Source organism: Sphingomonas sp. LaA6.9, from assembly GCF_022601895.1.
Taxonomy (GTDB): Bacteria; Pseudomonadota; Alphaproteobacteria; order Sphingomonadales; family Sphingomonadaceae; genus Sphingobium_A.
Genome location: NZ_JAKVIO010000016.1, coordinates 38090 through 61393, shown reverse-complemented (window position 1 = coordinate 61393; position 23304 = coordinate 38090). Strand labels below are relative to the sequence as shown.

The following is a 23304-nucleotide window of genomic DNA, read 5'->3' as shown; positions in this document are numbered from 1 at the left end:
GATGCGGACCGTAGCGATCACGCTCGCGCTCGCCGCGGGCCTTGTCAGCGCGCCCGCGTGCGCGGATACGCTGGAGGCGATTGTCCGGGATTATGAGGCAGCCGCCAACCCGGCCGGCGACGAAAGGGGCTGGCCCGATGTCAGTCCAGCTGCTGTGGCGGTACGCAATGCCGAGTACCGCAAGCTCGGCCAGCGTCTCGACGGGCTCAAACCAAGGCGCTTGTCGGCGGATCAGGCGTTGACGCGGACGCTGCTCGACTGGCGGCTCGATGTCGTGATCGAAGGCGCGCGCTTCGACGAGGAGCGGATCCCTTTCGATGCGGGCGACGGCTTCTTCAATACGGCCAATTATGCGGCCGGGGGCACCGTCATCCGGACGGAGGCGGACGCGCGCGCCTGGATCGCGCGGCTTGGCAAACTGCCAACCTATTATGATGCGCAGATCGCCAATATGCGCCGCGGCGTGCGCACGGGTTTCACCCAGCCGCGACCGACGGCGGAAGGCGTGCTTGCGATCCTCAAGACTGCCGCAGCGCAATCGGTCGACGAGAGCCCGTTGCTCAAACCACTCGCGGCGATGCCGCCCGCTATTCCCGCCGAACGGCGCGCAGCGCTGATCGCCGAAGGGCGTGCCGTCGTGGCCGAGGTCGTGAAACCTGCGCAGCAAGCACTCGTCGGCTTTTTCGAGAGCGAGTATCTTCCGGCGGCGCGCGGTGCGCTGGGCGCATCGGGACTGCCCGATGGAAAAGCCTATTACGCCTATACCGCCCGCCGCTCGACCACGACCGACATGACCCCGGACCAGATCTTCGCGCTCGGCCAGTCCGAGGTCGCGCGAATCCGCAGCGAGATGGAAGGCGCGATGCGGGCGACCGGGTTCAAGGGCAGCTTCGACGCATTCCTCGTTTATCTGCGGACCGATCCGCAATTCTATGCGCCCGATCTCAAGAGCTATATCGAGCGGGCCGCGGCGATCGGGAAGAAGCTCGATTACGCCCTGCCGCGCTGGTTCGGGAAATTGCCGCGGCTGCCCTGGGGAATCTATGTGAAGCCGCCAGAAATGGAGGCGTCGTCGGGTGCCTATTATCTGGGCGACCCCGAAAAGGGCGTTGCGGGCGCGGTCGCGGTCGGCAGCAAGTCCTATCGCGATCCTTTGTTCGCGCTGACGGCGTGGATGATGCACGAGGGCGTCCCGGGCCACCATCTCCAGATCGCTCTGGGCCAGGAACGACAGGACCTGCCGGCCTTTCGCCGTCGCGACGATATCACGGCCTTTGTCGAAGGCTGGGCGCTCTATTCGGAAAAGCTCGGAGTCGAGATGGGGATGTACGAGACGGCGTATGACGATTTCGGGCGCCTCTCGTTCGAGATGTGGCGCGCGTGCCGACTGGTGATGGACGTCGGCATCCACTGGAAGGGCTGGAGCGCTGAGGCTGCGGAGCGGTGTCTGCGCGAAAACACCGCACTGCCCGAGGGCGTCGTGAAGGGCGAGACCTGGCGATATATAGGCTGGCCGGCGCAGGCCCTGGCCTACAAGGTCGGCGAAGTTCGCTTCACTGCGCTGCGCCGGCGTGCGCAGGCGGCGCTGGGGGAAGGCTTCGACAATCGCGAATTTCACGATCTGTTGATCGCTGACGGCCCCATGCCGCTTTCGATCGTCGAACAGCGCGTCGAGACATGGCTCGCGAGCGAGCACGCGCGCCCCGCAGGCTGATAGGGCCCGCAACACTTAATCAAAGCGTTTTCTCGGACATGATTCGCCGGCACGGTCGTCGTGCCGGCGAAGGCTGCCCTGTGCTGTGTCGTGGAAAATGGGGCTTTTCGTTCGTATATCGTAAAATCGTATAAAATATTTGACATCTATTTGTCAGACATGTTTCATCGCCTCCCGGTCGATACGGCCGCAAGAAAGATTGGGAGGTCTTCAATGATCAGAATGCACCGCAGCGGCCTGGGGAGCAGTGCCGCCGCCATTGCCATAGCGCTTTTGACACCACCGGCATTTGCGCAGGACGCGGCACCCGCGGAGGACGCGGGGGCGTCCGATAGCGACGCGATCGTCGTCACGGGCACGCGCATCCGCCGGCCCAATCTGGAGAGCAACAGCCCCATCACCGTCGTGAGCGACGCGGAATTCCGCTATCAGGGCGCGACGACGGTGGAGAGCGTGCTCAACCGGCTGCCGCAATTCACCCCGGACGCCAACGAAAACGTGTCAAACGGTTCCGACGGCACCTCCAACGTCAACCTGCGCGACCTCGGATCGAACCGCGTGCTCGTCCTCATCGACGGTCAGCGCATGCTGCCGACGCAGGCGATCGACGTGAACTTCGTGCCGTCGTCGATGGTCGAGCGCGTCGATGTCGTCACCGGAGGCGCCTCCGCGGTCTACGGCTCGGACGCGATCTCGGGCGTCGTGAACTTCATCCTGCGCAAGAACCTCGAAGGCATCCGCGCCGACGCTCAGTTCAGCTTCTACCAGCATAGCAATGACAACAAGTCGCTGCGCGATCTCGTGCGCAGCAGCGGCTATGAAACCGCGCCCAGTTCGGTGACCGACGGCGAGAAGTTCGACGTCAACTTCGCGGCGGGCACCAACTTCGCCGATGATCGCGGCAACATCACCGTCTATGCCGGCTACCGCCGCGTGAATCCGGTGCTGCAAGGTTCGCGCGACTATTCGGCCTGCGCGCTCGATCCCAATGCCGATCGCACGGGCTTCGTCTGCGGCGGTTCGAGCAACAACGAATACGGCCTGTTCACGGTTCTCGCCGATCCCACGACGGGCGCACCCGTCACGTACAACAACACCAAGGACGGCGCGAAGACCTGGGTGCCCTACGACAGCTCGTTCCGCTACAACTACGCGCCCACCAATTATATGCAGCGCTCGGACCGCCGCTATACGGCGGGCGCGTTCGCGCACTATGAGCTCACGAAGGCGGCCGAACTCTACGGCAGCTTCATGTTCATGGACGACCGCACATTCTCGCAGGCGGCGCCTTCGGCGCTGTTCCAGGGCGAGGTCTACTCGATCAACTGCGACAATCCGTTCCTGAGCGCACAGCAAGCAGGCCTGCTTTGCGGCGCGGCGGCGGGCACCGATACCAGCCGCGATACTTTCATCGGTTACCGCATGACGGGTGAGGGGAGTGCGCCGCGCCGCGACGACCTGCGCCACACCGATTACCGTTTCCAGGGCGGCGTGCGCGGCGAGATCGCGCCGGGCATCAGCTATGACGTCAGCGCGCTCCGCTCGGTGATGATCTTCAACGAGAACTACCAGAACGACATCGATCCGGAGAAGGCGAAGAAGGCGCTCCAGGTCGTCAACGTCAACGGCGTGGCGACCTGCAAGTCGGTGATCGATGGCACCGATCCGGATTGCGTCGCGATGGATGTGTTCGGCTTCGGCAATATCGATCCCTCGGTCTACGACTATATCTATGCGCCGACCTTCACGCGCGGCGAACAGCACCTCACCGTGCTCAATGCCGGCGTCAGCGGCGAGCTCGGCGCCTATGGCATCCAGAGCCCCTGGGCGGAGCAGGCAGTCGGCTTTGCGGTCGGTCTCGAGCAGCGCACCGAAACGCTCGATTTCCGGGCGGACGCGCTGGCGCAGCAAAAGGGTACGCTTGAATCGCAGGGCAAGATCAAGGTTCAGGAAGTCTATGGCGAGCTCGAACTGCCGATCCTGTCCGACATGCGCTTCGCGCACGCGCTGAGCATCAATCTGGGCCTGCGTTACTCCGACTATACCAATGACAGCCTCGACGGCACGGTGACGAGCTATGGCGCGACGACCTACAAGGCCGAGCTGGATTATGCGCCATCACCCGACGTCCGCTTCCGCGCCAGCTACAACCACGCGATCCGCGCACCCAATGTCGCTGAACTGTTCGCCGCGCGCGGGCTCGGCAACGTCCAGGGCCAGGATCCGTGCTCGGGCCCGACGCCGATCGCGTCATTCGACCGCTGCGCGCTGACCGGCGTGACCGCGGCGCAATACGGCCGCATTCCCGAATGCCCCGCCGAAACCTGCGTCACGCAGGGCGGCGGCAATCCGCTGCTCAAGCCGGAAGAGGCGGACACCTACACGGTCGGCATGATCCTGACGCCGCGCGCGATCCCGAACCTCTCGTTCTCGCTCGACTACTATAATATCAAGGTCGACAAATATATCGGCACGGTCGATCCGTTCCTGACGATCAACCAGTGCGTCCAGACGGGCAATCCGTTCTTCTGCGACCTGTTCCACCGCGACCCGACGACGGGCGTAATCTTCGGCACCGATGGCTATATCGTCGCGACCACGCTCAATACCGGCTTTCTCAAGACTTCGGGCATCGACGTGAACGCGAGCTATGCTTTCGATCTGGATACGCTCGGTCTCAACGAGGGCGGAAAGCTGAACTTCGAACTGGTGGGTACATGGCTCGACGAGCACAAGGTCCAGCCGCTTCCTGGTCTCGGCACTTATGACTGTGCAGGCCTGTTCGGTCCGACCTGTGGCCAGCCGACGCCGCGCTGGCGGCACCAGTTCCGCACGACCTGGCAGATGCCCTGGTCGAACGCGACGCTCTCGTTCAACTGGCGTTACTTCGGGTCGACCAAGCTTTCGAGCAACACCGACAACGAGTTCCTCGCGGGCACGCCCTATGTCATCAACAGCAAGATCGACGCGTACAGCTATTTCGACCTTGCCGGCACGGTGGACGTTCTGGAGAACTTCACGCTGCGCGCTGGCATCAACAACATCTTCGACAAGGATCCGCCGGCGATCGTGCAGGGGCTGCTAAGCTCCTTCGGCAACGGCAACACCTATCCCGGTGTCTACGATCCGCTCGGACGGATGCTCTTCGTCGGCCTGACCGCGAAGTTCTGATCTTTCTCCCCTGCTGCTGCCGATGTGTCCCCGGACGCATCGGCAGCTTTTTTGCTGCGGGACGCAGGCGCCTGCCTGCCTGATCGCGGCCACCACATTCTGAACGATGGGCGTCGGCCCGACGCGAATGCCCATTTGCGGAGGTACAATGCGACGGACACCCTATTTCATCGCGATGCGGCAAGGTGTGGCTCTGCTGGCGCTCATTGGCCTTGGCACTCCAGCACTTGTGCCCGCGCAACCGGCCGAAGGCGGTCAGCAAGCTGGAAGCAAGAACATCATCTGGCTCGATGCGCTGGATCTCACGCATTACCATCAGCGTCGGGGACGACCTGAGAAGGGCAAATCGCTGAGCGGCAAGCCGATAACGATGAGCGGCGTCGTCCATTCGCGTGGCATCGGATCGCGCTCGATTGCCGAACTCGTGCTCGATCTGCGTGGGCAGGCGTTGCGATTCCGTTCGACGGTGGGGCTGGACGATTTCGCCGACGACAAGCAGCGTGAAGGATCCGTCCGGTTCCAGCTTTGGGCGGACGAAAAGCTCGTTGCGGACAGCGGCGTGCTGCGCGTTGGCGATGCTTCCAAAATACTCGATGTCGATCTTCGTGGTGCGCGGACCCTGACGATGCGCATCGACGATGGCGGCGACACGAGCAATGGAGATATCGCGAACTGGGGCGATGCGATGATCGAGATGGTCGCGGGCGCGGCTGCGCCGACGGCGTATGTCGCACCGGCGGCACCGCATCCCGTCATCGCCTTGCCTGATCGGACGCGCACGCAGCTTCACGGTCCGCGCGTCGTCGGCGCGACGCCCGGCAAGCCGTTCCTGTACCGGATCGGCGCCACCGGACCGGGCACATTTCGATACCGCACGCGTGGCTTGCCGAAAGGGCTCGTGCTCGATTCCACGACCGGGATCATCAGCGGCGCCATTCGCACCCGGGGCAAAAGCGAGGTCACGGTGTCGGCCACGGGTTCCGGCGGCACGGCGGAGCGCCGGCTGACGATCCTCGCCGAGCCGAATATGCTCGCCCGGACACCGCCAATGGGCTGGAATTCGTGGAACGTCTGGGGCACCGCGGTCGACGATGCCAAGGTTCGCGCCGCGGCCGACCGGCTGGTGTCGAGCGGGCTTGCCGCACATGGTTTCGACCATGTCGTACTCGATGATGCGTGGACGAATGGCCGCAACGCCGACGGGAGCCTGAAGCCCAACGAGAAATTTCCCGACATGAAGGCGCTGGTGGATTATGTGCACTCAAAGGGGCTCAAATTCGGCATCTATTCCTCGCCCGGCCCGAAGACGTGCGGGGGCTACGAAGGCAGCTACGGCCACGTAGAACAGGATGCCGCGACATTCGCCAGCTGGGGCGTCGATTTCCTGAAATATGACTGGTGTTCGTACGACGACGTGGCTCCGGATCGCGGCCTTGCCACGCTGAAGAAGCCCTATGATCTGATGGGACGGGCACTGGCGGCGCAAAACCGCGACATCATCTTCAGCCTCTGCCAATATGGCTATGGCGATGTGTGGGCATGGGGTGGCGATGTCGGTGGCCATCTCTGGCGCACGACGGGCGATCTGCTGGACAGCTGGTCAAATCTGGACAGTGTCGGCTTTCGACAGGCCGGCCGCGAGGAGTTCGTCTCGCACGGCCGCTGGAACGACACGGACATGCTGGTCCTCGGAACCGTAGGCTGGGGGCCCAACCTTCATCCCACGAACCTTACGCCCGACGAGCAGATTCTGCACATGACGCTTTGGGCAATGCAGGCGGCCCCGTTGTTCATCGGCGCCGATCTGTCGAAGCTCGATGATTTTACAATGGCGCTGCTGACCAATGATGAAGTGCTTGAGGTCGATCGCGATGCGCTGGCGAAAGCGGGCGGCCGTGTCTGGGCAAAGGACCGGCTCGAGATCTGGAGTCGCCCGCTCGCAGACGGCACGATCGCCGTGGCGCTGTTTAATCGCGGGCTTGAGCCGCAGCGCATAGACGCGCGCTGGAGCGACCTCGCAAGGACCGGTCCCCAACCCGTTCGCGACTTGTGGAAGCGCGCGGATCTGGGCGTCTTTGAGGACGGTTATGGCACAGTGGTACCGAGCCACGGCGCCGTTCTGCTGAAAGTCGGGCAATCGCGATGAGGCTGGCAGTGGCGACTAGCGGCCTCTCATCTTGCGGCGGGTTTCCGAGGGGGTTTCGGCGAACTCGGTGCTGTACCAGCGGGTGAATGAGCCGAGCGAGGAATAGCCGAGAAGCTCCGATATATCGGTCAATCGCAGCTTGGGATTGGCCATGTATCGCCCGACAAGCTGACAGCGCGTGCGCTGGAGCAGGTCCGAATAGCTCGATCCGGCGAGGTCGAGATGGCGTTGCAGCGTGCGCAGGTTCATGCCCAGCGCCTCGGCGCTGGCGCCGATCGTCGCGCGTCCGGTCGGGAGCAGGAGCAATATGGTTTGCTCGACCTCCTGATTGAGCGTCCTTTCGCCCGTGTCGACAATCGCGCTCACAAGGCTGCGCGCATGGCTCGCCAGCGCGGCATCGGCACGCGGATTGGGCTTGTCGAGATCGCTGCTTTTCAGGACGATGCCGTTGATGTCCGCATTGAACTCGATGCGGCAGCGGAACAGGCGCCGATAGACTTCACGGTACGGTGCCGCCGGCTCGTCATAGCTGAAACACATGGTTTCGGGCTGCCAGTGCGGCCCGAGAACGGTGCTGCAGATGCGCGAAAGCACGCCGATGGCGAGATCGGTCGCCTGGCGCGCCGGCTCCTTCCCGTCGAGTGTCAATTCCTCGCGCAGGATCGCGGTGTCTTCCACCTCCTCGATCTGGAGCATGAGCATCGAATTGATGCGGTTGCGATACTGTGAAATCACGTCGAGCGCCGCGCGCAGCGTAGGTTGATGTGCGATCAGCAGGCTGACGACGCCAAGATCCGCCAAATTCCGGCTCTCCGCCATCTGCAGCGCGAATGTCGGGCAGTTCGCGGCCGCAGCCGATTGCTCAAGCAAGGTCACGACCGCGGGGGCGGGGATCATCTGTTCGGGGTTGGCAAGCAGCGAGCGCGGCAGCCCCACCTGACGCAGCAATCTCGTCGTATCGAGCCCGAAGTGACGCGCGACCGGAAAATAGTTCGTCAAGGCAGCAGCACGAACCAGTGCGGGCATCGCGGGCGCTCCATCCTGGGCGGGTCGCAACGGGACCATCATTGAGATTTCAGTGACGCGCGGAGTGTCGCCAGAAACAAAATTTATGTCATCAAATGCGAAATAGGCAAGCGCGTTTGGGGCTATTCAGGCTGGCGTAGTTCTGAATGGAAGGCGAGAGGCCCCGCGAATGGCAAAAGTGATCCGTTTTCATACCGCCGGGGGGCCGGAAGTTCTGACGCTCGAAGACCTGCCCGTCGGCGATCCCGGCGCAGGCGAGGTGCGCGTTCGTCACGTCGCGGTCGGCCTCAACTTCGCCGACACCTATTTCCGCATGGGCTATTATCCCGTGCCGGTGCCCAACGGCATGGGCGTCGAAGGCTCGGGCGTGATCGAGGCGGTGGGCCCCGGCGTCAACGGCTTCGCGGTGGGCGATCGCGTCACTTATACGGGCAGCCCGCTCGGCGCCTATTCGACCGAGCGCGTGATGCCGGTGGATTCGCTCATCAAGCTGCCCGACGCGATCAGCCATGAGACCGCGGCTGCGATGACGATGCGCGGGCTTACGGCCTCCTATCTCATGCTTCGCATCAATCCCTGGCTGAAGTCGGGCGACACGATCCTGCTGACCGCCGCTGCGGGCGGAGTCGGCCTGATTGTCTGTCAATGGGCCAAGATCCTGGGCCTCAGGGTCATCGGTACGGTCTCCACCGAGCAGAAGGCCGAACTGGCCCGAGCACATGGCTGCGACGAGATCATCTTCTACCGGCAGGAAGACGTTGTCGCCCGGGTACGTGAGCTGACGGACGGGGAAGGCGTGCCCTATGTCATCGATACCATCGGCAAGGACACCTTCGAAGCCTCTCTGGCGTCGCTGCGCCCGCGTGGGCTGCTTGTGTGCGCTGGCACGTCATCGGGGCCGATCCCGCCGATCGACGCCTTCCAGCTTGCCTTGCGGGGATCGCTCTATGTGACCCGTCCGGCGCTCGCCAATTACATCGCTGACCCCGCGGAGCGCGCTGAGCTCTCGGGCCAGCTTTTCGATCATGTCGCATCGGGCAGGATCAGGATCGAGATCAACCAGCGCTACCAGCTGGAGGATGCGGTGCAGGCGCATCGCGATCTGGAGGCCGGCAACACGACCGGATCGTCGATTTTCGTGCTTTGAAGGAGAAGAGAGGATGCGCGCCGAACCCCTGACGGCCACCATCGGAGCCGAATTGTTCGATGTCAGCCTCGCCGACGCCGCCCGCGACGATGCGCTGTTCGGCGGCATCAAGGAACTGCTCCTCAAGTACAAGGTGCTGTTCCTGCGCGATCAGGCGATCAGCCGGGCGGATCACGTGGCGTTCGCCAGCCGGTTCGGCGCGCTTGAGGATCATCCGGTGGCGGGCAGCGATCCGGATCATCCCGGCCTTGTCCGGATCTACAAGGATCTCGACTCCCCGCCCGAGCATTATGAGAATGCGTGGCACTGTGACGCGACATGGCGCGACAGCCCGCCCATGGGCTGCGTTCTGCGCTGCATCGAGGGGCCTGCCGTGGGCGGCGACACCATCTGGGTCAATATGGCCAAGGCCTATGCCGACCTGCCCGAGCATATCAAGGCGCAGATCGAGGGGCTCTATGCTCGCCACAGCATCGAAGCGACCTTCGGCGCCAACATGCCCATCGAGCAGCGCCACGCGTTGAAGGCGCGCTTTCCCGACGCCGAACATCCGGTGGTGCGGACGCACCCCGAGACCGGCGAGAAGGTGCTCTTCGTCAGCGGCTTTGCGACCCATTTCACCAATTTCCACACGCCCGCCAATGTCCATTACGGGCAGGATTATGCGCCGGGCGCGGGGCAGTTGCTCGCCTGGCTTATCGGCCGCGCTGCGATCCCCGAATATCAGGTGCGCTGGCGCTGGACACCGAACAGCGTCGCCATCTGGGATAACCGCTGCACCCAGCACTATGCAGTGCAGGATTACTGGCCCGCGGTGCGCAAGATGGAGCGCGCGGGCATCATCGGCGACAAGCCCTTCTGATTGATTGACCGAAGACCCCTGAGGAGAGGTTCACATGCAGTTTCTCGACGATTCCCTGCTTCCTGAAACCCAGGAAAAGCTGGTCATCACGGTGGCGCCCTACGGACCCGAATGGGCGCCCGAGGACTTTCCGGAAGACATTCCCGTAACGATGGAGGCGCAGGCTCAAAAGGCGCTCGACTGTTACAATGCGGGCGCAACGGTGTTGCACATCCATGTCCGCGAACTCGACGGCAAGGGCTCCAAGCGGCTGTCCAAGTTCAACGAGCTGCTCGCCATGCTGCGCGAGACCGTGCCCGACATGATCCTTCAGGTCGGCGGCTCGATCTCGTTCGCGCCCGAAGGCGAGGGGGCCGAGGCGAAATGGCTTTCGGACGAAGCCCGCCACATGCTGGCAGAACTGACGCCCAAGCCCGACCAGGTGACGATCGCGGTCAACACGACCCAGATGAACATCATGGATCTGATGAACGATGTCGAATATCGCGACACGAGCCTCGCCGATCCCGAGCTTTACCACGCCTATCGCGAAATGGTCGTGCCCGCAGGCCCCGAATGGGTCGAGGAGCATCTGCGCCGGCTGACCGCGAACGGTATCCAGCCGCATTTCCAGCTGACCTGCATGCCCGATCTGGAAACGGTCGAACGGCTCGTGAGGCGCGGCCATTATATGGGGCCGCTCAACCTCACCTGGGTTGGCATCGGCGGCGGCTTTGATGGGCCAAACCCAAACAACTTCATGGAGTTCATCCGGCGCGCGCCCGACGGTTCGACCGTCACGCTCGAAACGCTGATGCGCCATGTGCTGCCCGTCAACGTGATGGCGATGTGCATGGGCATGCACACCCGCTGCGGGATCGAGGATACGCTCTATGACCAGCACGGCAACAAGATGACCTCGGTCCAGCAGATCGAACAGATCGTGCGGATCGCGGGTGAGCTTGGCCGCGAGGTCGCGACCGCGAAGGAAGCGCGCGAGATCTACCAGATCGGCGTGCAGTACAACAGCGTCGACGAGACGCTGGCCCGGCTGGGCATGGCGCCCAACCGCGCGCCGCGTCAGCGCGCCGTTCCGATCCGCTACGCCGCATGAAGCCAGCCGGAGAATCTGGCCTGCCCGCTCCGCAGCGCTACGCCTGGCTGATCTTCGCGCTCAGCTTCGGCCTGCTGATTTCGGACTATATGGCGCGTCAGGTTCTCAACGCGGTATTTCCGCTGCTCAAGGTGCAGTGGGCATTGTCGGACGCGCAACTCGGCGCGCTCAGCGGCATCGTGGCGCTGATGGTGGGGCTGCTGACCTTTCCCCTCTCGCTGCTCGCGGACCGATGGGGGAGGGTGCGCAGCCTTGCGTTGATGGCGGTCCTCTGGTCGGTCGCCACGTTCATCTGCGGCATGGCGCGTAACTATGAAGAGATGTTCATAGGGCGCCTGCTCGTCGGCGTCGGCGAGGCAGCTTATGGCAGCGTCGGAATCGCCGTCGTCCTCAGCGTGTTTCCTGCACGGATGCGCGCGACGCTGACCGGTGCCTTCATGGCGGGCGGGCTTTTCGGCTCGGTACTCGGCGTGGGTCTGGGCGGGTTCATCGCCGGACAATTCGGCTGGCGCTGGGCCTTTGTCGGGATCGCGCTTTTCGGGCTCGTGCTCGCGCTGATCTATCCGATCGTGGTCCGGCCCGATCGCATGAAGCTGGCCAGCGAGCAGGCCGGTGGACAACCCGATGAGGCCGAGACGAACAAGCGTCCGCCGCTTGCCTCGCTGTTCGCGTCCCGATCCGTGCGATGCGCCTATGTCGGCAGCGGCGCGCAGCTCTTTGTCGGAGGCGCCGTCCCGGCCTGGTTGCCAAGCTATTTCAACCGCTATTACGGCCTCGAGCCCAGCCGCGCGGCCCTGTATGCGGCGCTGTTCATCCTGATCAGCGGCGTCGGCATGATCCTGTGCGGCATCGCAAGCGACCGCGTCTCGCAAGGCGCGCCCGAGCGCAAGATCAGCCTCGCGATCGTCTATTGCCTCGCCTGCGCTGCATTTCTCTCGCTCGCATTCTGGATGCCCCCGGGCGCGATGCAGTTGGGCGCACTCGCAATCGGCGTCTTCCTTGCGGCGGCAACATCGGGGACATCGGGCGCGATGGTCGCCAACCTCACCCCGCTGGCGATTCACGGGACGGCCTTTGCCACGCTCACGCTTGCCAACAACCTGATCGGCCTCGCGCCGGGGCCCTATCTGACGGGGCAGCTGGCCGATTCCGTCGGTCTGCTCGGCGCCTTCCGCTACCTGCCGGTGGCGAGCATCGTGGCGGCCGTGGTGTTCTACATAGCGCGCCGCAGCTATCTCGCCGATCTGGCCGCGCAGCGCGCACCGAAAGCAAAAGCCGTACTGATATGATCCTGACGATGACGGCGGGATGGGACGCGCGTGCGCGCACGATTGCGCCCGGTTTTCTGGCGAGCCTGGTGATCGCCGCGGCAGCCACCTTCCTTTCGGAGCATTACGGCGCGCCGGTCATGTTGTTCGCGCTGTTGCTCGGCATGGCGATGAACTTCCTCGCCGACGATGGGAAATGCGCGAAAGGAGTCGAGTTCGCGGCGCGTCATGTGCTGCGGATCGGTGTCGCGCTGCTGGGCGCACGGATCACGCTTGACCAGATCGTCGCGCTCGGATGGCAGCCGGTGGCGATGGTGATCCTGGCCGTGGTGCTGACCATCACGCTGTCGATGCTGGTCGCACGGTGGATGGGTTTCCTGTCGCTGTTCGGCCTGTTGAGCGGTGGGGCTACCGCCATTTGCGGCGCCTCCGCGGCACTGGCGCTATCGGCCGCGCTCCCCGCGCACCCGGGCAAGGAGCGCGCGACGCTGTTCACCGTGATCGTGGTGTCCACGCTGTCGACGATCGCGATGATGGCCTATCCCGCGATCGTCCGGCTCGTCGGCCTCGATGCGACCGATGCGGGGATTTTCCTTGGCGGGACCATTCACGACGTCGCGCAGGTCGTCGGCGCCGGCTATTCGCTTTCCGAGGAAACCGGCGATGTCGCAACCGTGGTCAAGCTGATGCGCGTGGCGATGTTGCTGCCCGTCATCATAGTTGCCGGCATGATCACGCGCGCGCGCAGCGCGGGAGAAGCCGTCGAAAGACCGCCTCTGCTGCCATGGTTCGTGCTCGCCTTCATCGTGCTGGTGATCAACAGCCTCGGCTGGATCGCGGCGCCCGTCCAGCAATGGGGAAGCGATCTGTCGCGCTGGTGCCTGGTGACCGCGATCGCCGCGATCGGCGTGAAGACGCAATTGCGCGAGCTGCGCTCGGTAGGGCTGCGCCCGATTGTCCTGATGCTGGGCGAGACCGTGTTCCTCGCCGGTCTTGTGCTGGCGATGCTCAGGATCGCTTCCTGACCACCGCGATGGCGACCCCGACACCATGAAAGGATATTGCGATGAGCGCTGATAGATCCGCGACGATATTGTTCGTGCCCGGCCTGCGGGATCATGTTGCAGACCATTGGCAGACGCTGATCGCCGCCGAATTTCCGGGATCGGTGACGGTCGAGCCGCTGACCGAAGACCGGCTCAGCCGTGCAGCGCGTGTGGCCGCACTCGACGCCGCACTCAACGCCATTTCAGGCGACGTGATCATCGCCGCGCACAGCGCAGGCGCCCTTATGGTCGCGCACTGGGCGCAGAATCCGACGCGCGCCGTTCGAGGAGCGTTGCTTGCCACGCCGGCCGATGTCGAGGTGCCGCTCCCGGCGGGCTATCCCGCGTTCGCGGATCTCGAGGCCAATGGCTGGCTGCCCATTCCGCGCGGACGGATTCCTTTTCCGACGATCGTCGCGGCGAGCCGCAACGATCCGCTGGCGGCCTATGACAAGGTGGCAGGGCTTGCCGCGGACTGGGGCGCGGAGCTCTATGACGCGGGCGATGTCGGCCATCTCAATCCGGCCGGCGGATTTGGCCCATGGCCCGAGGCGAAGGCACTGCTGGCCAGGCTCGCCGAATGATCGGCCCGGAAGTGTGGTACCGGTATACGGTACACGCTTCCGCCGCATGGATCGAATTCGCGGACACAGAAAAACGCCCCGGTTCTCTCGAACCGAGGCGCTCCCCCCCTGTAGCCTGATCAGAAGCGTATCGTTGCCGACACGCCATAAGTGCGCGGATCGGCGCGAAGGCACCGCACCGCTGTGCTGCCCGTTCCCTGGACCCCGGGCGCAATCAGGCCGGTTTGTCCGGTGGGCACGCCATTGTTCAGACCGAATGCCGCGCCGATCGGTTGATAGGCGGTGCCCGAGCAATAGGCGGTGTCGGTCAGATTGTTGCCAAAGGCCGAAACCGACCAACGCTCATTTTCGCCGTTGATGGTCACGCGGGCGCCGAGCAGGGCGTAGCCATCGGCCTTGCTCTGTGGATTGGCGTCATTGACAAGGCCGTCATAATAGTCGCCCGTGAACGACAGGTTCGAGTTCACCGCCCAGGTCATGCCGGAATCGCCGAGATCGCCCGTCCATTCGGCCCCGACATTGCCCGACCAGCGGGGGGAGAAGGTGGCGGGCTTGCCGGTCAGGTCCTGCACGGCTGCCGGATTGGGCACGCCGCCAACGGTGGCGGGGAAGCCGGGAAGACCTGCCGCGCCGGGATAGCGGGTGAATTCGGAGTCCAGATAGGCCACCGCGCCATTGAACGAGAAATTTGAGCTCGGCCGGATCGCCATGTCGAACTCGACGCCCTGCTGTCGCAGATTGCCGGCATTGCGCACGACGAAGCTGGTTCCGTCGAAGCTGCGATCCTGGAAGCCCTTGATATCCATGCGGAAGATCGTGACGTTCGCGCGCAGCGCATCGTCCAGCCAGCTGGTCTTGGCGCCAATTTCGTAGTTCTCGACGGTCTCGCGCCCGAAGACGCGCTTGGTCTGCACATCGCCATTGGCATCGAGAATTGCGTTGCCGCTGGCGTCGACCACGGTCTGCGATGGTGTACCCCCGCCGCTGTTGTATCCGCCGGATTTGTAGCCCGTCGAATAGTTGGCGAACAGCAGGTGATCTTCGGACGGCTTGTAGTTGAGGCTGACGCGGTAGGTGAAGCGGTCTTCGCTCACATCGGGAAGCGTCAGATGCTCGGGCGCACGCAGCGCCGCTGCGAACGGATTGGCACGGAACTGGTCGAAGGATCCCGATTTCTCGTCCTTGGTCCAGCGCCCGCCCAGCGTCAGCGACAGCGGATCGGCGAGCTTGAAGGTCGCCTGGCCATAGGCCGCGAAACTGTCGACATCCTGGCTGAACGTCTGATCGGTCGCATTGACGCCAAGGCCAGCTGCAAGCGTGCCGTTGCACAGCCCGCGAGCCGGTGCCGGGGCGAGCACATTGCAGAACTGGCTGTCGAGATGGAACTGCTCGCCGATGCGATAGTCCTCGCTGAAATAATAGAGCCCGGCCACCAGGTCCAGGCGCCCGTCCATCCACTCGTCGGTGGGAGAGATGAACTGCAACTCGTGGTTCTGGCTCTTCGACGAATAGGCGCCGGTGCGCGACACCAGCGGCAAGGGCATGAAGGTGACGTCGCCGTCGATCTGTTCGTTCTGCCAGTCGCGATAACTGTTGATCAGCCGGATCGTCGAGCCGTCGAGATCGAGCGAGGCGTTGCTGGAGATACCCCATTGCTCGTCGTTGAGATCAGCGGTGATGAACTGGTTCATCGTCCGGTCGCTCAGATTGGTGTCCGGGAGAACGCCGCCCAGCCTTGTCCGCAGCGTGTTGAGTTGCGCGGGCGTGACCGACCGGGGGGCGAAATCGAAATTGGCGACACCGTCGCCCTCACTGCGGTTATAGTCGCCGCGGACGATCCAGGTCAGATCGCCGAATTCGGCCTTGAGGCTCGCGCGCAGCGCCTGATCATCGGTGCCGCCATATTGTTTCCCGTCGAGCGTATTGGTCCAGTATCCGCCGAACCACTGGCTCATGCCCGCGAGACGGAAGGCAATCGAGTCGCCCAGCGGAACGTTGATGTATCCATCAACCTTGTAGCGGTCGCCAGTGCCATATTCGCCCGTCACGCGCCCGGAAAAGTCGAATTCGGGGTCCGCGGTGCGCAGCGAAAGCGCGCCCACGCTGGCATTGCGTCCGAACAGCGTGCCTTGAGGGCCACGCAGCACCTCGACGCCTTCCATGTCCAGGAAATTGCCGATGATGGCGCCCGCGCGCGGCACATAGACGCCATCGACGAACACCGCGACGCTGGGTTCGATCGCAGTGTTGCCCGCTGCACCGATCCCGCGGACGTTGAGACGCAGATAGCTGGACTGCGCACCCTTGGCGACAGTGAAGTTGGTAGCGATCTTGCTGAGGTCCTGGACGGTCATGACATTCGCCTTGGTCAAGGCTTCTTCGTCGAAGACCGCCATGGAAATGGGAACGTCCTGGAGCCTTTCGGCGCGCTTCTGTGCGGTCACGACGATTTCGCCGGATCCGGCCTCTTCGGCTGGACCGGCCTCTTCCTGGGCCTGCGCAGCCGAACAGGAAAAGGCGATCGCCCACATGCTCGTGCACATTACGGGCCACCGAACGGCGTGTAATTTCATAGCTGCATCCCCATCAGGTTATAATTCTGGATGGATGGGATAAGCGGATAGCGGCGCAGTCACTTCGCTAATTGTGACAGTATTTTCTCATTCTGCGACATGCACGGGCCGGGTTGAAGGGTTCGTGTTCGTCGCCGGCACCCACTGCAAGCGCAACGCCCTGGGATTTCATCGGGAATGTCGCCCTGACACCGCGGGATGAAGATTGCAAACAATGGTGGCGTGCAATGCAATTGCGCCTGGCAAGCGTCTCCAGCGCGTGCGGGCTCCGGTCTGGACCGCCATCGCCTGGAACAAATGAATATATAGGGATACCTCTGCGCGTCTTGCTTCGTAAAATCGCGTAGTTACGATGGCCCGGTAAGCGCTTAACGTCAGCACCTGATCCTCTGAAGGGAGTTGCCGTCGATGAAAACCATCCTGCTTCACGTCCATGACGATGCCGGCCAGGAGGCGCGGCTCCAGGCTTCACTTGACCTTGCGCGGGCGACCGGTGGGCACATCGTCTGCGCACAGATCACCCCGCTCGAATATTTCGTGGGTACCGACCCCTTTGGCGGGATGTATGCGGTCAAGGAGGTTCTCGCCAATTTGCGCACGCAGGAAACCGTGGAGCGGGCGCGCATCGAAGCCCGGTTGGCGACCGAGGGTGTTTCGTGGGACTGGCGACAGTTCGACGGCAATGTCGTGCAGACACTGGTCAGCTATGCGCGGCTTGCGGACGTTGTGGTGCTGAGCCAGCCCCGGCGCGGCAGCGATCCGCTGACCGAGCCGATCCCGGTGGTGTCCGACGTCGCCATCCACGCGCGTGCGCCGGTCCTGTCGGTCCCTGCGGAAACGCGTTCGCTCGATGTCGGCGGCAAGGCGATGGTCGCGTGGGGCGGATCTTATGAAGCGGCGCATGCGTTGCGTTTCGCGCTGCCGCTGCTGCGGCTCGCGGGATCGGTGCATCTGGTCGAGATCACCGACGAGACCCGTGAATTCCCGTCGACCGCCGCTGCAGAGTATCTTTCGCGCCACGGTATTGCTGCCGAGATGCGTGAAATTCCGCATTCGGGGCGCGACACCGGCGCCGCGCTGCTGGATGAGGCGTCCACGCTGGGGGCGGGTTATCTGGTCATGGGTGCCTATGGACATTCGCGGTTGCGCGAGATGATGCTTGGCGGCGTGACCCGAAAGTTGCTCGGCGAAGCACCGATCCCGTTGCTGATGGCGCATTGACCCTCACACGATGACGATCGCGTCGATTTAGCATGGACCTGAACAGCCATCCCGCGTTATGCTGAGCTGACAGTGATGTTAATAGAAGATGCGGTACGAAACCGCGCGCGAGAGGAAGGATTGGCTGTGGAGCATTTCGACGTGCTTGTCGTCGGGGCCGGCATTTCCGGTATTGGCGCTGGCTATCATCTTCAAAAGCATTGCCCCGACAAACGCTATGTGATCCTCGAAGGGCGCGAGGCGATGGGCGGAACATGGGACCTTTTTCGGTATCCCGGTATCCGGTCCGACTCGGACATGTACACGCTTGGCTATGCCTTCAAGCCGTGGACCAATGCCAAGGCGATCGCCGATGGCCCCGCAATCCTCGATTATGTGCACGAGACCGCGCGCGAGCACGGCATCGATGCCAAGATCCGTTATGGCCATATGGTCAGGCGCGCGAGCTGGTCGAGCGAGGATGCCCGCTGGACGGTGGAAGTCGAGCATGGCGGCGAGACCCGGCGCCTGACCTGCGGCTTCCTGTTCATGTGCAGCGGCTATTACGATTACGAAGCGGGTTACACGCCCGAATTCGAGGGTGTGGAGGAATTCGCGGGAGAGCTCGTCCATCCGCAGAAATGGACCGATCGGATCGATTACAAGGGCAAGCGCGTCGTCGTGATCGGCAGCGGCGCGACCGCGGTGACGCTGGTCCCCGAAATGGCCCGGGATGCGGCGCATGTGACGATGCTGCAGCGCTCGCCGACCTATATCGTCTCGCGTCCGTCGGAAGACCGCATCGCCAACAGTCTCCGGTCGGTACTGCCGGCGAAAGTCGCCTATGGCATAACGCGCTGGAAGAATGTGTTGCTCGGCATGTTCTTCTTCAATCTTGCGCGCAAGCGGCCCGACCGCGTGAAGGGCAAGATCCTGGACGCAGTCAGGAGCGAACTGGGCGCCGACTATGACGTCGAGACGCACTTCACGCCGCGCTACAATCCGTGGGATCAGCGCCTGTGCCTTGTCCCCGATGGCGACCTTTTCCAGTCGCTTCGTGCGGGGACCTCGTCGATCGTGACCGACACGATCGACCGCTTCACGAAAAAGGGACTCAAGCTGGCATCGGGCCGGGAACTGGACGCCGACCTGATCGTGACGGCGACGGGGCTCAGTATCAAGCTGCTGGGCGGGCTCGAGGTCGTGGCCGACGGCGTTCCGGTGAATCCTGCGCGTTCGCTGGCTTACAAGGGGATGATGTATAGCGGCATCCCCAATCTCGCATCGTCCTTCGGCTATACCAATGCTTCCTGGACGCTGAAGGCGGATCTGACCTGCGGCTATGTCTGCCGGCTGCTCAGGCATATGGATCGGATCGGGATGCGTCAGTGCACTCCCGTGGCGGTGGACGGCGAGGTGCCCGAAGCACCTTTCCTCGATTTCAGCTCGGGCTATGTTCAGCGCGCGGTCGACAAGATGCCCAAGCAGGGCGCGCACCGCCCGTGGCGCGTCTACCAGAATTACGCGCTAGACATCATGGCGTTTCGCTTCGGCGCGCTGGAGGACGGCGCGATGCAGTTTTCCAATCCACGACGTGCCGCCGAACGGGGCGGGGCGTCGATCGGACGCGAGGCAGCGGCGGGCGCAACGCCATAGACGACGGCCGCGCGAGGCGACCCGCCGAAGCGGATCAAAATCGCGCGAAAAATGCCCGCCCTGCGCCGGCGGGCGGTGGCCCCGTCTCCTATAATGCTTGCAGAAACACAGTCCCGGCACGCCGTGGTGCCTTGGGGACCTTGGAGATGTGAGCATGATTTCGCCCGAAGTAAGGGGTCGTCTGGAATTCTGTGAAATGGACGACCGTCAGCGCGCGACGCTGGCTGCGGCGCGCCCGATCGTTGAGCGGTGCATCCACGGCGCGCTCGACCGATTCTATGCGGCCGTTCGCAGAACACCCGAAACCGCGCGTTTCTTTGGTGGCGAAGGCCATATCCGCAAGGCCCAATCGGCACAGGCAGCGCACTGGCTGACGATCGCGGAGGGGCGTTTCGACGCGCGCTATTACGAAAGCGTACGGCGGATCGGATCGGTGCATGCCAGGATCGGCCTCGATCCACGCTGGTATATCGGCGGCTATTCGCTGGTGCTGGAGGAGATTGTCGGGAGTGTCGGGCGCGCATTTTCACCGCTGAAACGTCTTGCGCGCCTGGGCCGGGGGCCGAGCCAGGCCGAGGTTACAGCGGCGCTCGTCAAGGCAGCGTTGATCGACATGGAGCTTTCTATATCGATCTACTTCGAGGTAGCCGACAACGAACGCCAGGCGGCGATTGGCGCGGTCGGCGGCGCGCTGGCACGGCTTGCGGCGGGCGACCTCGTGCAGGATCTTTCGGGCCTGCCCGAGAGCTTCAGGCCGCTCGAAGCTGCCTATAATGAATCGATCGGCAATCTGCGCGGGACCATCGGAGCGGTTTCGCAGAGCGCCAGCGGGATACGCACCGCGTCGCACGAGATCGCGCGTGCGTCCGAAGATCTGGCGAGACGGACCGAAAGCAACGCCGCGAGCCTCGAACAGACCAGCGCGACGCTCGTCCAGGTCGAGGGCAGGGTCAAGACCACCGCGGCCAATGCGCGTGCGACCGTCGTCAGCGCCGACCAGGCGATCGGCGTCGTGCAGGGCGGACGCGGCACCGCTGTGGAGGCGGTACGCGCGATGGATCTTGTCCGCGAAACCGCGCGGGGCATCGATTCGGTGATCGAGGGAGTCGACAAGATCGCCTTCCAGACGCGCGTCCTCGCGATGAATGCCGCGGTCGAAGCAGGCAGGGCGGGCGAGGCCGGGCGCGGTTTTGCGGTCGTCGCCGATCTGGTCAGTTCGCTGGCCATGCGCGCCGAGGAAGAGGCGCAACGCGCGCGTGACGGGCTGACCGCGACCCAGACAGAAATCGGCACCGCGGTCGAAGCCGTGACGCGCGTCGATCGCGCGCTTGAGGAGATCGCCGACGAGGTGAACAAGGTCCACGGACTGCTGGGGCGGATGTCCGAAGACAATGCCGCGCAGGCCAGCGCCATTTCGGAGATCGCGACCGCCATCGGCGCGATGGATCGTTCAACCCAGCAGAACGCCGCGATGGTCGAGCAGACGTCCGCCGCTGCGCGCGGGCTGACCGATGAGGTGGCAACGCTTGCCGATCAGGCCGCCCGTTTCGAAACTGGCGCGGCCCAGGAATCGCGCACGGGTCGAAGAGGGCTGCGCGCGGCCGCCTGACATGATTCCGGCCCCCACCAGTGGAGGCGCGTCAGGCCATTGGCCGGGCGCGTCTTTCGGGTTCAGGGGGGCTGGCAACATTTTCCGGTTGTGCGCGCGCGCGGATTTTGGCTTTTGGCGCGCATGACCATTGCCCGCCCGCGCCGCAGCGCCCTTTATCTGCCCGCCTCCAACGCTCGCGCGATCGAAAAGGCGCGCACGCTCGACGCCGATGTCGTCATTCTCGATCTCGAGGATGCGGTCGCGCCTGAAATGAAGGCGCAGGCGCGCGAACAGGCGGTCCAGGCCGCGCGCGAAGGCGGATTTGGTGGGCGTGAGCTCGTCATCCGGGTGAATGCGCTCGACACCGAATGGGGGGCGGACGACATTTCCGCGGTCGCCGGCGCAGGCGCGGACGCGATACTCGCGCCCAAGGTCAGCAGCGCCGAGGATGTAGCGGCATATCGCGCGCGGCTGGCGAACGCGCCGCTGTGGGTGATGATCGAAACCTGCGCGTCGCTGTTCCGGCTGGAGCAGATCGCCGCCGCGGGCCCCGCATGCCTTGTCATGGGCACCAATGATCTGGCCAAGGAAATGCGCGCACCGCTGACGCGCAAGCGAACCGTCTTCCATCCCGCGCTCGCAATGACTGTTGCCGCAGCGCGCAGCGCCGGAATCGCCGTGCTCGATGGCGTTTGCAACGAAATCGAGGATCAGCCAATTCTGGACGAAGCCTGCCGGCAAGGCGTCGAATTCGGCTTCGATGGTAAGACGCTGATCCACCCCGCGCAGATTGCGATCTGCAATGCCGCCTTTGCCCCCTCGCTGGAGGCGCTCGCGCATGCCCGAGCTGTGATCGCGGCCTTTGCCGATCCCGACAATGCCGGAAGAGGTGCGATCCGTGTTCAGGGTAAGATGGCAGAGCGGCTCCATCTGGCTGAAGCCGAACGTCTCGTCGCGGTAGCGGCAGCGATCGCGGAGCGCTGACATGGGCGAGATGCGCGGCGGGATCTATATCGACTGGCGGCGGCTCGCCGATGGCACGCTCGCCTATGAAATGCCCTGGCCCGCAGCCGATGGCGACCGGTTCGAACGGATCGCGCGTGGCTTCGCGGCGCATTACCAGCTCGACTGGCAATCGCCCGATGGCTTCGGCTTTTCGCGCGGCGAGGGCTATACCCGCTTCGGGCGTCGCGATGCGTTCAACTATGTCGACCGGGGGACCGTCGAGCGCGTGCGCGCCGAGGCTCAGTCGCTCGATGGAGAGGCAGAGAATGTCGTGCTGCTTCCTCCCGGCTATCGCGGTCTGCGTTTCACGCTGAACATGCGCGTGATCCTGATATTTTACGCGGTGTTGCTGGTGACAATCTATCTGGCCTTCTTCGGTGCCACTCCGGTCATGGCGTGGATCGGCGGATTTCTTGCGATCTATGCGCTCCACATCGTGCTGGTGATCGCCAGCCTGAAACGCAAGCTGGCGGGCTGGGTGGCCCGCGAAAGCTGGCACTGAAGGCTGCGGGGAGTGCCTGTTTCGACGTAAGTTTGAGTATGACGGTGGACCGGGTCATCCATATGGCGCCGTGCGCGTCTCCCGCGTGGGTACGGGAGAACGCCGGAACGGCCTGACGCCGGGACGGGGCGGTCAGCTTTCGCTTGCCGAAGCCGCGTCGGTTGCGATGTCGAGCTCGGTCTGCGCCTTGCCCGCCCAGAAATGATCCATGCTGTACGGATTTGCTGGATCGGACGCGAGTATGAGGAAGCCGCCTGCCATTGCCATGTTTTTCAGGAACATCACGAGCTGAACGGGCTCGGCGAAGTTCGTGTGGAACATCAGCGCGGTGATGAGGCAGAATCCGGCGAGCAGGATTGCCGTTGCGCGCGTGAACACACCGAACAGTATGAACAGCCCGCCGATCAGCTCGAAAAAAGCCACCGGCCAGGCAAACGCTTCAGGCAAGCCCGACCTGCCGATCGTGGCGCTCGTTTCCGCGATATCGACGATCTTTCCCCACCCGCTGATGATGAAGATTGCCGACAGGAGAATGCGTCCGATCAGCGTCGTCAACCCATTGATCGTAGTCATTGGTTCATCTCCCTCTCACGAGATGGAAAGAGGGTGCGCCCATCTGCGCGCGGCGTCAACGAATGTGGCGTTGCAGTAAGTGCAACCCGGTCCGTGGTGTGTTTCGATCACCGCCGATCCCGCCGCGATAACCGCGCTGGCGCGCCA

General features: G+C 63.8%; 17 protein-coding genes. 14 read left to right on the top strand and 3 right to left on the bottom strand.

The features are described from left to right. Position 1: 1 nt before the first annotated feature. From MKI88_RS10215 to MKI88_RS10205, 3 genes are all read left to right on the top strand, one after another. Positions 2–1714 (top strand): DUF885 family protein, encoded by a 1713-nt coding sequence (locus tag MKI88_RS10215; protein WP_241631259.1) that lies wholly within the window; start codon positions 2–4, stop codon positions 1712–1714. A 213-nt stretch (positions 1715–1927) separates the two neighbouring features. After that, complete coding sequence (locus tag MKI88_RS10210) at positions 1928–4885, top strand: TonB-dependent receptor domain-containing protein (RefSeq protein WP_241631258.1); 2958 nt, start codon at positions 1928–1930, stop codon at positions 4883–4885. Positions 4886–5033: 148 nt separating this feature from the next. Then, positions 5034–7031: an NPCBM/NEW2 domain-containing protein gene (locus MKI88_RS10205; protein ID WP_241631256.1), complete on the top strand. Its 1998-nt coding sequence runs from the start codon at positions 5034–5036 to the stop codon at positions 7029–7031. Between the two features lie 15 nt (positions 7032–7046). Here the strand turns inward: MKI88_RS10205 and MKI88_RS10200 are convergent, their stop codons facing one another. Then, the gene (locus tag MKI88_RS10200; RefSeq protein WP_241631252.1) at positions 7047–8057 is read right to left on the bottom strand and encodes an AraC family transcriptional regulator; all 1011 of its coding nucleotides are present in this window, start codon (positions 8055–8057) and stop codon (positions 7047–7049) included. 169 nt (positions 8058–8226) lie between these two features. Here MKI88_RS10200 and MKI88_RS10195 point away from each other — a divergent pair, with 169 nt between their 5' ends. Genes MKI88_RS10195 through MKI88_RS10170 form a run of 6 tightly spaced genes read left to right on the top strand, consistent with a single transcriptional unit; the run spans position 8227 to position 14057 of the window. Beyond that, on the top strand, positions 8227–9204 hold the full coding sequence (locus MKI88_RS10195) for a quinone oxidoreductase (RefSeq protein WP_241631251.1): 978 nt from the start codon (positions 8227–8229) through the stop codon (positions 9202–9204). Positions 9205–9217: 13 nt separating this feature from the next. Then, entirely contained in the window at positions 9218–10066 is an 849-nt protein-coding gene (locus MKI88_RS10190; RefSeq protein ID WP_241631250.1) for a TauD/TfdA family dioxygenase, read from the top strand. 34 nt (positions 10067–10100) lie between these two features. Next, a complete protein-coding gene (locus tag MKI88_RS10185) occupies positions 10101–11159 on the top strand; it encodes a 3-keto-5-aminohexanoate cleavage protein (protein WP_241631249.1) in 1059 nt (352 codons plus the stop codon). Next, a complete protein-coding gene (locus tag MKI88_RS10180; RefSeq protein ID WP_241631248.1) occupies positions 11156–12448 on the top strand; it encodes an MFS transporter in 1293 nt (430 codons plus the stop codon). The genes MKI88_RS10185 and MKI88_RS10180 overlap by 4 nt, the downstream gene beginning before the upstream one ends. Further along, a complete protein-coding gene (locus MKI88_RS10175) occupies positions 12445–13452 on the top strand; it encodes a YeiH family protein (protein ID WP_241631246.1) in 1008 nt (335 codons plus the stop codon). Before MKI88_RS10180 ends, MKI88_RS10175 begins: the two co-directional genes overlap by 4 nt. 41 nt (positions 13453–13493) lie before the next feature. Then, positions 13494–14057, top strand: a complete 564-nt coding sequence (locus MKI88_RS10170; RefSeq protein WP_241631245.1) for an alpha/beta hydrolase — start codon at positions 13494–13496, stop codon at positions 14055–14057. A 119-nt stretch (positions 14058–14176) separates the two neighbouring features. Here the strand turns inward: MKI88_RS10170 and MKI88_RS10165 are convergent, their stop codons facing one another. Then, entirely contained in the window at positions 14177–16600 is a 2424-nt protein-coding gene (locus MKI88_RS10165; RefSeq protein WP_241631239.1) for a TonB-dependent receptor, read from the bottom strand. A gap of 438 nt (positions 16601–17038) precedes the next feature. On the opposite strand from MKI88_RS10165, the gene MKI88_RS10160 reads away from it, so the two are divergent. The 5 genes from MKI88_RS10160 (at position 17039) to MKI88_RS10140 (ending at position 22584) form a co-directional block, all read left to right on the top strand. Next, positions 17039–17851, top strand: a complete 813-nt coding sequence (locus MKI88_RS10160) for a universal stress protein (protein ID WP_241631238.1) — start codon at positions 17039–17041, stop codon at positions 17849–17851. 75 nt (positions 17852–17926) lie between these two features. After that, complete coding sequence (locus MKI88_RS10155) at positions 17927–19486, top strand: NAD(P)/FAD-dependent oxidoreductase (protein WP_241631296.1); 1560 nt, start codon at positions 17927–17929, stop codon at positions 19484–19486. A 154-nt stretch (positions 19487–19640) separates the two neighbouring features. Continuing rightward, positions 19641–21095, top strand: a complete 1455-nt coding sequence (locus MKI88_RS10150) for a globin-coupled sensor protein (protein WP_241631237.1) — start codon at positions 19641–19643, stop codon at positions 21093–21095. Between the two features lie 123 nt (positions 21096–21218). Next, positions 21219–22061, top strand: a complete 843-nt coding sequence (locus MKI88_RS10145) for a CoA ester lyase (protein ID WP_241631236.1) — start codon at positions 21219–21221, stop codon at positions 22059–22061. 1 nt (position 22062) lies between these two features. Further along, positions 22063–22584, top strand: coding sequence for a hypothetical protein (locus MKI88_RS10140; RefSeq protein WP_241631235.1), 522 nt, complete (start codon positions 22063–22065; stop codon positions 22582–22584). Between the two features lie 132 nt (positions 22585–22716). On the opposite strand, the gene MKI88_RS10135 is transcribed toward MKI88_RS10140, so the two are convergent. Continuing rightward, on the bottom strand, positions 22717–23157 hold the full coding sequence (locus MKI88_RS10135; protein WP_241631234.1) for a DoxX family protein: 441 nt from the start codon (positions 23155–23157) through the stop codon (positions 22717–22719). Positions 23158–23304: the final 147 nt, after the last annotated feature.